This window comes from Wolbachia endosymbiont (group B) of Pammene fasciana (assembly GCF_947251495.1).
Taxonomy (GTDB): domain Bacteria; phylum Pseudomonadota; class Alphaproteobacteria; order Rickettsiales; family Anaplasmataceae; genus Wolbachia.
This window is the reverse complement of record NZ_OX366360.1, coordinates 321799-335375: the sequence shown is the minus strand read 5'-3', so window position 1 is coordinate 335375 and position 13577 is coordinate 321799. Positions and strand designations below refer to the sequence as shown.

The window sequence follows — 13577 nt, the reverse complement described above, 5'->3', positions numbered from 1 at the left end:
GTGATTAATTTTGGAGCAAATATGCCTGAATCAGCAAACGTAGGAAACGTCAGAACAACTGAAAGAGGTGGAATAGAACAAACAATTCTACCACAACCACAACCTCGCAAAACAACGAAACAAACAAATGGTGAAAATGAAATTTTACAACATACAAGTTCGGCTAGCGAATCAAGTTCTTATGAAGAAAGGCAAGAAGGATCGAATGTGAACAGTTCAGAACCTCTTTATGCATCAATAGATAGAAGTAAAAAAACTTCGAAAAAGAGTTCAGGTAGTGTATCAGTTAGCAGATCACCTTCTCCTCCACCATCATATCAAACAGATGACTCTGAAAACTCCTTGCTTGGAGATAATAAAAAGACAAACAGATTTTTACAGAAAGTAAAATATACGATGCAAAAGAAGAAAGTTACAATGCCTTTTGTAGGCCTTGTTACGGCGTGTTGTATTACAGCAATCGTTTTAGCTGTGAAGCAAAGAGAATTCATTGGATTCATCGGCAGCGTAAATCCTGTTACTATATTCGGCGTGGTATTAGCGTCTTGTTTAGTCTTGGGAATTACGTGGGAACTTATGCAAGCAGTCCGTACTAAGGAGCACAAGATTACAAAAAGAGACACTCAAGAAGTTTTAGGTGAGATATTAGATACACTTAAGCAAGATGAGAAATGCATCAAGTCTTTGGTATTAAAATATAGCAACGGTAATCGTGTTTACTTTACGTTTCACTCTCTTCCAGAAAAAGCAAAAAGTAATTCAAACATCGTAGAACTTACAGGCCAGCCAATCTATTACAAGAGTAAAGTAAATTCATTAATCAATGATAGAATATGGCTTCCTATCTTAGGAACAGTTCTTATTACTGGAAACATAACCTTCCCTTTAGCACTTTATTCAACAGGTGGTTTGAGCAACATAGTAAGTTCATACACAAATCCTACTATTTACTGGCCAATCGTTGCAATTTCAGGCACTCTACTGCTTTTCACTTTAGCTTGCACAATTCATCATTGGAGCAAAACTGATTTTAAAGATTACTTGTTATTAGATACAAAAGATGCTAATAGTGAAAATCCTAATGAAACAGCTATTAAAACTGTAAAAAGCAGTCAAGAAAAGATTAGTTCAAAATTGTTACAAGTAGTTGCTGAACGATGTGGCCATCCAGATATTACTTATATTATTAATTAAATCTGGCTCGTACTTCTTTTTATCGCTATTCCAGTACTGTAACTGCAACGTTTTGAAGATTTACACTTGCTAAGACCTTGCTATTTTGATAGCTTGAGATGATGACAAGGAAGGGGTTTGTTTATGAAAAAAGGTTTAATATTTATATCTTTAGTAGCGGCTTTATTGATAGTCGTTAATTTTTTATATAAAAATAGCGGAATTGATGATTCACAAGTAGTAAACGTTTATTCATCTCGTAAAGAAGAATTAGTACATAGTTTGTTTGATGATTTTACAAAAACCACTGGCATCAAGGTACGTTATATCATTGACGATTATTCCCAATTGCTTTCACGTATGGAAAATGGCGGTGAAGCTGATTTGTTTTTAACTGCAGATGCAGTGAATTTGATTTTAGCCAAAAAAAGAGGGCTCTTATCTCAAGTGGATTCAGAGACTCTAAAAAATGCCATACCTGCAAAATTTAGAGATAATCAAGATTATTGGTTTGGTCTCACAAAAAGAGCTAGAATATTGGTTTACAATAAAGAATCAGTAGATCCTAAGGAATTAAGTACCTATGAAGATTTAGCGAATGAAAAATGGAAAGGGAAAATATTAGTACGCTCTTCCACAAGTCCATATAACCGATCATTGATCGCTTTTATGATTGCAAAAAATGGTTTTGAAAAAACAAAAGAATGGGTGAGTGGAATTGTAAGCAACATGGCAAGAAAACCAAGCGGTGGTGACACAGATCAAATTTATGCTGTAGCCGCTGGTGAAGGCAATGTTGCAATAGTAAATAGCTACTACTTTGCAAGAATCCTTTCATCAGAAAATAAAAAGAATATCACAGAAAAGTTAGGAGCTTTCTTTCCGAGTGATGGTGTAATGGTGAATATTAGTGGTGCAGCAGTAACAAAAAACGCAAAACACAGAGAAAATGCCATAGCTTTATTGGAGTTTTTTGTAAGCAAACAGGCTCAAGAGCTATATGCTAAAAAAAATCAAGAATATCCTATTGTTGAAGGTATTGAAACTTCTGATGTGTTAAAATCTTGGGGAAATTACCTACAAAGTACTCTGCCTATAAGTGAGCTTGAGAAGCATCTCTTTGAGGCTGTTATGATAGCAGATGAATGTAAGTGGAAATAAAATTTTATAGCTTCCTTCTACTTTACTTTACAGTTGTGTAATTGAAATTAAGAAAGTAGAATAAGCTCAAAAAAGGAGCTATGGACAAGAGAAGGAATTTATTAAATATCTCAGACCTCACAATCGGTGATGTAGAAAATATAACTAAATTAGCCAACCAATACCTTGAAGAAAAAGTTGAAAATAGTCATGTTCTGAAAAATAAAATAGTCATAAACCTATTCTTTGAAGATTCAACACGTACGCTCGCATCTTTTGAAATAGCAGCAAAGAGCCTTGGAGCAAATGTTATAACTTTACCAATAAAATCTTCTTCTATTAACAAAGGGGAAGATCTAAAAGATATGATAAAAACACTAAATGCAATGAATCCTGACTATATGATAATCAGGCATAAAAGTAGTGGTATTATTAATACATTGGCAAAGCATGTCAACTGCTCGCTAATCAACGCAGGCGATGGAAGCAGTGAACACCCAACTCAAGCTCTTGCAGATTATCTCGTAATTATCAGTCATAAAAAGCAAATAAAAAACCTCAAAATTGTGATATGTGGAGATATTTTGCACAGTAGAGTTGCAAGATCAAATATAAGATTGCTAAAAATGTTTGGAGCAAAAATAAGCTTAGTTGCACCACCAGCTTTGATGTGTAAACATTTTTCTGAAGTAGATTCACTTCACTACTCACTAACTGAAGGTATAAAGGATGCTGACGTAATTATGCTTTTAAGGTTGCAAAAAGAGCGCATGAATAATAATTATTCAGAAAAAGAATATTTTCACTTGTATGGACTTGATGCACAAAAACTATCGCACGCAAAACCAGATGCAATTGTTATGCACCCAGGACCAATAAATAGAGGTATCGAGATTAGCAATGATATAGCAGATTGTGTTATTTTACAGCAAGTAAAGTTTGGATTAGCAACGCGTAAGGCAGTACTGCACTATTTAATAAATGTTTAAGTTAAAAATTAATGTTTAAGGAATTTTAGACATAATGACCCTCCTATAAAGAAAAGATTTAGAAAAATATAACACACCTTATGACAGAAATTAAGCGTACGTGTACGCACTGAAGTAGACTGTGCTATATTTTTTATTGAAAAATTAATTGAAAAGTCTGCAGACTTGAATAAGGTGGATTTCGAGCTCTAAAATACCCTCATTTTTACTGATAATAATCAACTTACCAAATGTGTCAAGTATTTTTTTGCATTTAATTTACAACTACGAACGTTTATTTGCAAAAAATACTATAAACATAAAATGATAGATGTCATAAAAGTAGCCAGCACTGGCATCCAGTTAAATTTGTGAGTTAAAAGTTATGCTAAAATATAACGTTTCTAATGATGATGGAAAATGGATCCCAGTGTCGGAGCACTGGGATGACATTGTTTAGTACGCAAATTACCACAATGTTCATACAGCTGTATACTGATTTCTTTAATGTCCGTACAGTTGTATGTCAGCTACTCGAATGACAATTTCAGATAAAACCTAGATAAAAGAGAAAAATAAATTTTTACATAATCATACTTGTACAATAACTAAAGCACTTTTTACTGTAGATTAATCATTTGATTATAGTATCATTTTAATTAAGCCTATATTTGCAATGTTTATGAAATATAAAGCATTCTTCATACTATTAATTGTTATATCTAACCTGCTTGCTGCAGAACAGCCTGAAGAAAATAAAAATGAAAGCAGTATAAATCAAGAAGACGTATCGAAAAGCAACACTGATGCTGAAAAAACTTCGCCGCTTCTGAGCGAACTCAAAGAAATCACAGACCCAACAAATGTAATCAATGAAGAAGTACCTTCAAGTAATCAAACAAACCTACAGTCTGAAGAGGAGACTAATATAAAAGATACCAAAGCTCTAACAAGTCCTTTATCAGAAGAAAAAAAAGAAGAACCTGAAGAGAAGAAAATCAGTCACAATAATCAAACAAACCTACAGCCTGAAGAGGAGATTAGCAAAAAAGACACCGAACTTTCAACAAGCCAATTAACAGAGAAAAAGAAAGAAGAACAGCCTGACAATATAACACCTGTAAACAAAAAAAATGAAGAAAGCGAAAAATGGACAAAGCTAAACAAAGAAATAAAAAAACATAAAAGCAAGTCTATATATAAAAGACAATATGATAGCCTAAACGAGCACCTTCCTAAAACTATATTTACTGATGATTACAGTAAGCAATTTTTTTACTGCATCAAGAAGGGCAACTTAATTTGTCTAAGAGGAGTAATAAATAAGCTAGAAAAAATTGGATTAACAATTCAAGAAATACTAAGATTTAGAAATAAATTGGGTGATACTCCTCTAATTTATGCAGTGAAACAAGGTGAAATAGACACAGTTCGCTTTCTCTTATTACAAGGTGCTGATCCTAGAGTAGTTGATAATAATTTTAAGTCCCCTATTGAAATAGCAATCGAAAGGAATCAGATCAACATAATAAACGCAATTGCCGAAATGATGCCATACCTTTTAGAGGATAAAGAAATAAACAATGAAGAAGACTCAGAGATGTATAACTTTGCTATAAAAACAAAAGAAAGTACCTGCGATGCAAAAGATAATTAGACTTTTGATATTAATTTTAGTTGGTCATTTATGCTATGGAGATGATGCAATCAATGATTTTTTAAGTGCTCTGCACGATGTAAAATACGTATCTTACAATACAAAAGATTTTGCTAAATTTTTAGTACAGTGCAACAAAGCAGGCATACCACAAGATTTTAAGAAAGGTTTTGGTCCTAATTTAAATGGTGCTAATTTTAGTCAATTGTATTTAAGCAAATCTATTTTTGATGGAGTAAGTTTAATTGGTGCCGATTTTTCTAACACCGATTTATCAGATGTGTCTTTTATCGATGTTGATTTGCGTGGTGCTAATTTTTCCAATGCTAATTTACATGGTGTTAAAATAAAAGGCACAAATTTAAGTTTTTCAAAATTTGCTTCTACAAATCTAACAGATATCATATTTGATCAATCTAATATCAGTTATGCTGATTTTGTCAATTCTAATCTCAACAAAGTAAGTATGCGTAATATAATTGGTTTGCATACCAAATTCTTGAATGTAAAAATGAATTTCTCCAATTTATCAAACTCAAGTGCCAGCTACATCAATTTTAGTGATAGTGAAATAAACGACACTGTTATGCAGAAGAATAATTTCGACAATGCAAGTTTCTTTGGAGTGGATGCACACAAGCTCAAGATACAATTCTCTTCACTAAAAAACGCTAATATATACGGTGCTAAAATAAAAAAATTGGATTTTACAGGTAGCAATCTTTCGAACGCCTATTTTAATGCTTCTATTATAGTTGATAGTAACTTTGAAAAAGCCAATTTAAGCAATTCACAAATTTCCTATGTGAAAGGGGATAATTCAAACTTCATTAAATCTATACTAAATGGTTCCAAGATAAAACATGCATATGTTTTCGAATCAGACCTTCAGGATGCTGATTTATCTAATATTGATTTTAGTTTTAGTGAATTGCATAAAGTTAATACCTATAACGCTAACATTTGTCATGGAAAGTTTCATAATACTAAAGTTGTGAATTCTGACATGAATGGTTCGTTCTTTGACCATTCATTGTTTACCTCTGCAAAAATAGAAGATTCAGATCTTTCCACAACTTCAATGTATAAGACAAAAATTAAAGACTCTCAAATTTATAATAGTACTCTTTCCCACCATAATATGGATTCGAGTGAGATAGAAAATTCAATATTCTTCAAATTATTAGCTGATAATTCGAGCTGGTCTAAGTCAAAAGTCACTAATTCAAACTTTATTGAAAGTGATTTCAAATCCTCCGTGTTTTATGATAATGCCTTTAGAAAGACTAGTTTTTTTCTTAGCAATTTGAATAATTCAACAGTGAGTGATGTCTCTTTCCTCTCTTCAAGCATATATAAAAGTTCAATTGCTGATATTCATTTAACAGATTGCAAATTTGATAATTCAATTATGATTGACAATCAGGGACAGAGCAAAATTACAGGTCTAGAGAGTGCTATAACTTCAATTAAAGATCTGCAAGAGAAAATATCGCAGGGTGAAAAATTTGATGTAAATTATTCTTACTTTGAGTTTAAAGATATGAATTTAGAAAATGCTATTTTTTCTAATTCAATATTAAGCAGAGCAAAGTTTGTAAACGTTAATTTGAATAAGGCAAATCTTGAAAAAGCCGATTTACGTTATACTGTCTTTGATAATTCCTCTCTTATTGATGCCAATTTATCAAATTCTAATTTAGAGGGCTCTAGTCTTTTAAACTTTGATTCAAAAAATACAAAGTCTTAAAAAAGCTCTATAATGTACTTGTTAAATAAAGAAAAATGACCGTAAAAAATGAGGGCATACTACTGATTCTATCCTCTCCTTCTGGAGCTGGAAAAACTACTATATCAGAAAAATTACTTGAGCAATCAACTGATTTAGTTATGTCTGTTTCTATGACTACACGCAAACCTCGTCCCGGTGAAGTAAACGGAAAAGACTATTTTTTCGTTACTGAAGAAAAGTTTCACGAACTATGTAAGGCTGGTCAAATGCTTGAATATGCCAAAGTTTTTGAGAATTTTTACGGTATACCAAAAGATTTTATAGAACAAAACCTGAGCAGTGGAATAAGTGTTTTACTGAATATAGATTGGCAAGGAGCATTTCATTTGTTTGAAATCTTAAGAGAAAAAGTTGTAAGTGTTTTTATACTACCTCCCTCAATGGAAGAGCTTAGACTGCGTCTACAAAGGCGTAATAGTGATGATGAAATTGAAATAGAGCGTAGATTAGCCGAAGCGCAAAAAGAGATAAGTAAAAGTAATAAATATGATTACGTAATAATTAATGATGATCTTGATAAAAGCGTAGAAGAGATAAAATCAATACTAAGTAAAGGAATGCTTAAAAAATTAGAAGAAAAATCAAGTTTGAAAGATCTATAAAAACATTGGTTTGTCTCTTTCAGAGCACTCATGCTTCACAGTTTAGCCACATTTATTATTTTTTAAGATAAAATAGTTAAAATAGTAGACAAGTGCTAAAGTGGGGATTTAATTATGACAACAGATTTTCTAATAGAAACTAGCTTTCCACCTATATTTCGATAACATCTAGCTCAATTTAAAAGTCCAATTCAATAGGTTGTTAGTTGAAGCGCTAACGCCAAATAGCTTTAATATTGAGGTTTTTATATGGTTATAGATTCAAGTGTATTAGTTAGTAATGCAAATAAACTAGACAAATGTATAAACAAAAATGAAAAACAAGATAAAAAAGACAAGCAATTGTATAATATTATAGAGAGAAAGGTAAAAAAAGAAAAACATCAGCATAAAAAACCAGGAAGTCGAGATGGAACACTCAAGGAATGTAAAAGGTTATTTAAGGAAGGCGCTAGTCCTGAAGTATTAACTAAATTAGAAGAATCGCTTAGAGAACAGGAAAAATATCACAGATATTATGTCCAATGTTTCCTTCCAGTGCTAGGTGAAGTAATAGAACGATCGAAAAGAATATCAAATGAAACAAAAAAACAAGTAATTTCTGAAGTCACTAAAAGTTGTTTTAGTAGGCACAGCGAACAAGACAGTGGCTACGGTAGCGATTTTGAAGATGAAATAAACGGAATATCAGATTCTGATAGCGATTTTGAAGATGGAATAAACGGAATATCGGATTCTGATAATGACGTTCAATTACTAAATGCAATCCAAAATGGAAACAACAGGAAATTTAGAAAATACCTAAAAGATTGCACAAATATCAGTGGCATAACAGATGAAAAAGGAAATAATATTTTACACCTTATTGCATCGCTCAAAAAGAAACAAAAGCTTAAGTTTCTAGATACCTTGATAAAAATAGCTAACGAGAAAAATTTAGTACAACTTGTTGATAGTGAAAATCAAGAAGGAAAGACTCCTTTTCAGGTAGCACTAATTAACAAGATAATAAAAGGGAAACATGATTCTCACACAATCCAAGATAACGATAACACACTTAAGTTTCTTGCAAAATTGTTAAAGTATGGAGCCAAGCTAAGCTTACCTACAGAGGATTTAGAAAAATTATCTAAAAAGCAAAATGAATACTATCTTAAATTTTTAGAAAAATTGGCTGAGCGAAAACCAGAAATAAAAACAAAAGTTGAAGAAGTTATAGCCCATACCATAAATACTCCAGATAGTAATGATAATTATCAACTACATTTAGGAATTAAAGATAAAGATGAAAAATCTTTTAAGGAATTATTGAAAAAAGGAGCAGATATTAGCCTGAAAGATACAGATGGTAATAATGCTTTACACCATATTGCCTTGCTGAGAGGGAAGCAAAAAGTTACATGCTTGAAATTAATATCAGCCTTAGTAAAAGAAAGAAAAATATCTGAAGATAAATTAGATGAAGCTATAAAAGCAACTAACAGGCAAGGCAATACACCTCTAGAATTAGCACTAAAGAAAAAAGCAGAAAAAAAAAGTATCGAATACCTATCGCAAGAAACAATTTTTGATTTAGCAACTAATTATGATAATACAACAAAGTTTTGTGCAGCATTATTACAAAACGGTGCTAACCCTGATTCTTTATGGTTAGAAGATCCAGAATTCCATACTAAAAAGTACTATTTAACTTTACGCGATCTAAAAGATTGTTCAAATACTCCACAGAAAGCACAGGAGAAAGCTAAAGAACTAAAAGAGAAGCTTGAGGAAAAATACCACTGTGGAACTGCTTCGAAAAAATGTCAATCAGGCATTAAAAAGCTAGGTTCTGGTGTAAAAAAAGGAGCATCTGCTGTATGGAAATGCATTGATCCGGGCAGGAGAGCTAGTGTATTGTTAGCAATCACAGTAGCAACTACTATTATTACAATGGTAACACTTTCTTGCTTTCAAGGACAAATTGCAATTGGAGCAGCGTTACCCATCATAGCTATAACAGGAGTGGTCTGTCTGATATTCACTTTGGGACTTAGCGGCATTAGGAAGTCTGTTAAGGAATTAACCAACGATAAGCAAAGCCGTAAAGATGATCACCTAGCTGCAAAACAACCTGAAAATATTACTGAACAACAAAATTTAGCTAACAACTCAGCAGAGCAAGAAGTACAAAGATCGTCAAATCAATCGGAGCATAAAGAAAGCCCAGCTACTCAAATGAGCTATGTATCAATACTACGTCAATTTATAAATAAACCAGATGGGTTAACTAATAAATTCTCTTTTCCGGGGCGATGAAATCAATCTCATCGCTCAGAGTTTTTTCAGCAACTTTTTTATAGTCAATTTCTACACTAACTTGGCTTTTCTCTTCTTTAAGCCATGCTATAGTATGCTTCATCCAGTTTTTATCATCACGTTCAGGGAAATCTTCACGAGCATGAGCACCCCTGCTTTCCTCGCGATTAGCTGCGCATTCCATGGTAATAACTGCTTGTGGAATCATATTGGCAAGCTCCAGAGCTTCAACCAAATCACTATTCCATATCATACTACGATCTTCAACTGCAATGTTAGGCATCATTTTTGCTACTTCTTTTATAGCTTTTTTACCTTCCTCTAAAACTTCAGCAACACGGAATACCGATGCATATTTCTGCATAGTGTTCTGCATTTCACTTCGTATTTTTGCTACTTTGAACTCTCCGGAAGCAAATCTCATTTTATTAAATCTATCTACTATCAAGTCTGTGCAGTCTGAATGCAATTTTTTATGTGGTGTATCAGGTTTCAATTTTTCTTTTGCCCTAAGCGCGGCAGCTCTACCAAAAACCACAAGATCAAGAAGCGAGTTGGAACCTAGTCGATTTGCACCATGTACAGAAACACATGCTGCCTCTCCTATTGCAAATAATCCTTCTACCACTTCTTCTTTACCTTTTTGCAACGTGATCACTTCCCCATGATAGTTGGTTGGAATACCGCCCATGTTGTAGTGAACAGTTGGAATAACAGGTATCGGATCTTTAGTAACATCAACTCCTGCAAAGGTTTTTGCTGTTTCACTAATACCTGGCAATCTGAGTTTGATCACTTCCGGATCAAGATGCGATATATTCAAGTACATGTGATCTTTCTTTGGCCCAACTCCCCTTCCCTCTCTAATTTCAATTGTCATTGCTCGACTTACTACATCACGAGAAGCCAAATCTTTTGCCTTTGGCGCATAACGTTCCATAAACTTCTCACCCTGAGAATTAACGAGGTACCCACCTTCACCGCGGCATCCTTCCGTCATCAAGCACCCTGAGCCATATATTCCTGTTGGATGAAATTGCACAAATTCCATATCTTCAAGTGGCAACCCAGCTCTCACCACCATGCCATTACCATCACCTGTGCAGGTGTGTGCACTTGTTGCAGAGAAATAAACACGTCCATAACCACCTGTTGCTATTACCACAGAATGTGCACGAAATCTATGCAACGTACCATCACACAGCGACCAAGCTATCACCCCACAGCATGTCCCTTTGTCCATAATCAAATCGATTACAAAATATTCGACAAAAAATTCAGCGTTAAATTTAAGACATTGCTGATATAGAGTATGAAGAATTGCATGCCCAGTTTTATCTGCTGCTGCACAAGTACGCTGAGCCGATTTTCCTTTACCAAAGTGAGTTGTCATTCCACCAAAGGCACGCTGATATATTTTTCCATCTTCCGTACGAGAAAAGGGTACACCAAAATTTTCAAGTTCAATCACAGCTTTGGCAGCATTTTTACACATATACTCTATTGCATCTTGATCGCCAAGCCAGTCTGAACCTTTTATTGTGTCATACGCATGCCAGCGCCAATCATCTTCAGCAATGTTGCTCAAGGCTGCACTAATTCCGCCTTGTGCTGCAACTGTATGACTCCGTGTAGGGAAAATCTTAGAAATACAGGCAACTGAAAAATTAGTTGCAGCCATTCCAAGTGTTGCTCTAAGCCCTGCTCCACCTGCACCCACTATCACCACATCATACTCATGCTCTATGATTTCATACGCTGACTTATCCATATCCACTTATTTTATCATCACAGGCTTATAATATCACAGAAGTAGAAAAAATCTATACAAGTTTTCTGGATGTAAGCTTCTGAAACAAATCTATAGTAAACGATGTAATAACAACCATAGGGCGTCATGAAAGTAGCTGAAATTGGAATGACACTATCATAAAGGAATAAGTGTAGTTATTTGCATAACATTGATGACTTATGCCTATTTAATTAGATCTAAAATTAGATAGAAAAAGGTAATCTTGATAAAACTCATTTACAACAAGTTCTCTCGCACTTGAATTTTCCGTTTGCACTTTTTTGTATCCTAATTTATGGCTTATTGAATCTTTATATGAACTAACTGCTTTATATATCTTACTTACCTCTCCTGGAAAGATACCACCAACAATTATAACGCATAACCCTGCAACTGTTGCAAAAGCTAGAGTTAAACTTTGCCTCCAGTTAGCTTTTTTTTCTTGTATACCAGCAGGGCACAATTCACTTGACATTTCTTTTAGATACTCATGCCACATGTGATTGCAGTTTGTACATTTCACTTTTCTTCCAGATTCACCTATTTGCCCACGAGATACTAAGTAAGTTTTAGTACAATTATGACATTGTATTTTCATAGTGCTTACGTATAAAATAATATAAATTTGATATCAATATGTATATAATAAATGAAAAATTTGCAACTAAAAAATTACAAGATGAGATAGAAAATATTTGGAAAGATAAAGAAAAACTTAACGACTATAATCTAAAACACGAAGCAAGATTAATAATCAAAGAGGTAATTGAGTTACTTGACAGTGGTAAAATTAGAGTAGCAGAAAAGCTATCAAGTGGAGAATGGATAGTACATAAGTGGATAAAGCAGTCAATATTATTACATTTCCTCACTGAGGAAAGCAAAATAATAGACAACACCAATTGCTGGTTTGACAAAATCGGTAGTAAGTTTAGTGAATGGAATGAAGAAAAATTTTACCATTCAAAAATTAGAGCAGTTCCTGGATGTTTTGTCCGCCAATCTGCTTACATAGGTAAAAATGTTGTTCTAATGCCAAGCTTTATCAACGTTGGTGCATACATTGATTCTGGCACAATAATAGACACTTGGTCAACAGTTGGTAGTTGTGCACAAATAGGAAAAAATTGCCATATTTCCGGTGGAGTGGGAATAGGCGGAGTTCTTGAGCCCATTCAAGCTTCTCCAGTCATTATAGAAGATAATTGCTTCATTGGAGCGCGCAGTGAGGTAGCCGAAGGTGTTATAATAAGAGAAGGATCAGTCCTTAGTATGGGGGTGTTTATTGGAGCATCAACAAAAATTATTGACAGAGAAACAAGCAAGATATTTTATGGTGAAGTACCACCTTACTCTGTAGTTGTACCAGGATCTACTCCACCTAAAAACAACATTTCAACCTATTGCGCAGTTATAGTAAAAAAAGTGGACGAGAAGACGAGATCAAAAACTTCTATAAATGAAATATTGAGAATCTAACTACTTACCGTCACTTTTTTTATCATTATTACTAACTATAGTAATGGCATATGCGCATAATTCTGGAAAAGAGATCCCGTTTTCTTGAGACAGCTTGTATAATTTTTGCAAACTTTCTTTAACTTTATTAGGAATGTTTCCTCCACGCTCCTTTGCAAGCCATGAATCTTGATGGTGAATTGGATGAGTATCACCCTTTGGATTTCCTATATATACTGCAAAAGGTGCATTCTGTCCTTTGAAATCACACTGTACAGTAAATTTTTTTATAGACTCAACCATTTAAAGACCTCTACTTTTCTTTTTAACCGATTTTATAGAAGATACAAGAGGTGGTTTTTTGATAAAATCTTGCCTATTAAACACACTTTCTTTGCCTTCTAAAGCTCGACGAACATCGGCTCTGCTTAGCTGTGACTCTTTTGCTACCCTCATTCCATGCTTTACCATAATATTAGTATATGCTAACACTTTTTTTACTAACTCTAGATCACCATTCAACATTTGAACCAATGCTTGAAATACCTCCGCTAAAGTTAATCCATCAGCACTTACAACCTTATTTTCTACAAAATTGATAGCTTCTTTAAATTTATATTCAATACCATCATCTTGAGGTATAAGGGTAACATAATCCGTATCTTGATTGTCCATAACCAAAGGAATACTACTCATA

General features: G+C 33.6%; 12 protein-coding genes. 8 read left to right on the top strand and 4 right to left on the bottom strand.

What is annotated here, in order from left to right:
* Window positions 1–21 precede the first annotated feature (21 nt).
* From OPR29_RS01515 to OPR29_RS01485, 7 genes are all read left to right on the top strand, one after another.
* Window positions 22–1194 carry a hypothetical protein gene (locus OPR29_RS01515; RefSeq protein ID WP_265025329.1) on the top strand — a complete coding sequence of 391 codons (1173 nt, stop codon included), beginning with the start codon at window positions 22–24 and terminating at the stop codon, window positions 1192–1194.
* Window positions 1195–1317: 123 nt separating this feature from the next.
* The gene (locus tag OPR29_RS01510; protein WP_265025328.1) at window positions 1318–2334 is read left to right on the top strand and encodes an extracellular solute-binding protein; all 1017 of its coding nucleotides are present in this window, start codon (window positions 1318–1320) and stop codon (window positions 2332–2334) included.
* 80 nt (window positions 2335–2414) lie between these two features.
* Window positions 2415–3302: an aspartate carbamoyltransferase catalytic subunit gene (locus OPR29_RS01505; RefSeq protein ID WP_264375708.1), complete on the top strand. Its 888-nt coding sequence runs from the start codon at window positions 2415–2417 to the stop codon at window positions 3300–3302.
* 661 nt (window positions 3303–3963) lie between these two features.
* Complete coding sequence (locus tag OPR29_RS01500) at window positions 3964–4938, top strand: ankyrin repeat domain-containing protein (RefSeq protein ID WP_265025327.1); 975 nt, start codon at window positions 3964–3966, stop codon at window positions 4936–4938.
* Entirely contained in the window at window positions 4922–6688 is a 1767-nt protein-coding gene (locus OPR29_RS01495) for a pentapeptide repeat-containing protein (protein WP_265025326.1), read from the top strand. Before OPR29_RS01500 ends, OPR29_RS01495 begins: the two co-directional genes overlap by 17 nt.
* Window positions 6689–6723: 35 nt before the next feature.
* Window positions 6724–7332 carry a guanylate kinase gene (gene gmk / locus OPR29_RS01490; RefSeq protein ID WP_010406904.1) on the top strand — a complete coding sequence of 203 codons (609 nt, stop codon included), beginning with the start codon at window positions 6724–6726 and terminating at the stop codon, window positions 7330–7332.
* Between the two features lie 249 nt (window positions 7333–7581).
* The gene (locus OPR29_RS01485) at window positions 7582–9630 is read left to right on the top strand and encodes an ankyrin repeat domain-containing protein (RefSeq protein ID WP_265025325.1); all 2049 of its coding nucleotides are present in this window, start codon (window positions 7582–7584) and stop codon (window positions 9628–9630) included.
* On the opposite strand, the gene sdhA is transcribed toward OPR29_RS01485, so the two are convergent.
* Window positions 9602–11401, bottom strand: a complete 1800-nt coding sequence (sdhA, locus tag OPR29_RS01480) for a succinate dehydrogenase flavoprotein subunit (protein WP_264336878.1) — start codon at window positions 11399–11401, stop codon at window positions 9602–9604. The genes OPR29_RS01485 and sdhA overlap by 29 nt on opposite strands.
* Window positions 11402–11609: 208 nt before the next feature.
* A complete protein-coding gene (locus OPR29_RS01475) occupies window positions 11610–12020 on the bottom strand; it encodes a zinc-ribbon domain-containing protein (RefSeq protein WP_007302100.1) in 411 nt (136 codons plus the stop codon).
* A 38-nt stretch (window positions 12021–12058) separates the two neighbouring features.
* Here OPR29_RS01475 and dapD point away from each other — a divergent pair, with 38 nt between their 5' ends.
* Window positions 12059–12901 (top strand): 2,3,4,5-tetrahydropyridine-2,6-dicarboxylate N-succinyltransferase, encoded by an 843-nt coding sequence (gene dapD / locus OPR29_RS01470; RefSeq protein WP_052264857.1) that lies wholly within the window; start codon window positions 12059–12061, stop codon window positions 12899–12901.
* Here the strand turns inward: dapD and OPR29_RS01465 are convergent, their stop codons facing one another.
* Both OPR29_RS01465 and OPR29_RS01460 read right to left on the bottom strand, forming a co-directional pair.
* Window positions 12902–13183, bottom strand: coding sequence for a DUF2610 domain-containing protein (locus OPR29_RS01465; RefSeq protein WP_052264858.1), 282 nt, complete (start codon window positions 13181–13183; stop codon window positions 12902–12904). It abuts the gene before it with no gap.
* Window positions 13184–13576: a hypothetical protein gene (locus OPR29_RS01460; RefSeq protein ID WP_007302103.1), complete on the bottom strand. Its 393-nt coding sequence runs from the start codon at window positions 13574–13576 to the stop codon at window positions 13184–13186.
* Window position 13577 lies beyond the last annotated feature (1 nt).

Bases quoted from the DNA above. Each gene is read 5' to 3' on its own strand.
- OPR29_RS01475 (WP_007302100.1), bottom strand. From the start codon at position 12,020: ATGAAAATACAATGTCATAATTGTACTAAAACTTACTTAGTATCTCGT.
- dapD (WP_052264857.1), top strand. From the start codon at position 12,059: ATGTATATAATAAATGAAAAATTTGCAACTAAAAAATTACAAGATGAG.
- OPR29_RS01465 (WP_052264858.1), bottom strand. From the start codon at position 13,183: ATGGTTGAGTCTATAAAAAAATTTACTGTACAGTGTGATTTCAAAGGA.
- OPR29_RS01485 (WP_265025325.1), top strand. From the start codon at position 7,582: ATGGTTATAGATTCAAGTGTATTAGTTAGTAATGCAAATAAACTAGAC.
- OPR29_RS01460 (WP_007302103.1), bottom strand. From the start codon at position 13,576: ATGAGTAGTATTCCTTTGGTTATGGACAATCAAGATACGGATTATGTT.
- OPR29_RS01505 (WP_264375708.1), top strand. From the start codon at position 2,415: ATGGACAAGAGAAGGAATTTATTAAATATCTCAGACCTCACAATCGGT.
- OPR29_RS01515 (WP_265025329.1), top strand. From the start codon at position 22: ATGCCTGAATCAGCAAACGTAGGAAACGTCAGAACAACTGAAAGAGGT.
- OPR29_RS01495 (WP_265025326.1), top strand. From the start codon at position 4,922: ATGCAAAAGATAATTAGACTTTTGATATTAATTTTAGTTGGTCATTTA.
- OPR29_RS01500 (WP_265025327.1), top strand. From the start codon at position 3,964: ATGAAATATAAAGCATTCTTCATACTATTAATTGTTATATCTAACCTG.
- sdhA (WP_264336878.1), bottom strand. From the start codon at position 11,401: ATGGATAAGTCAGCGTATGAAATCATAGAGCATGAGTATGATGTGGTG.
- OPR29_RS01510 (WP_265025328.1), top strand. From the start codon at position 1,318: ATGAAAAAAGGTTTAATATTTATATCTTTAGTAGCGGCTTTATTGATA.
- gmk (WP_010406904.1), top strand. From the start codon at position 6,724: ATGACCGTAAAAAATGAGGGCATACTACTGATTCTATCCTCTCCTTCT.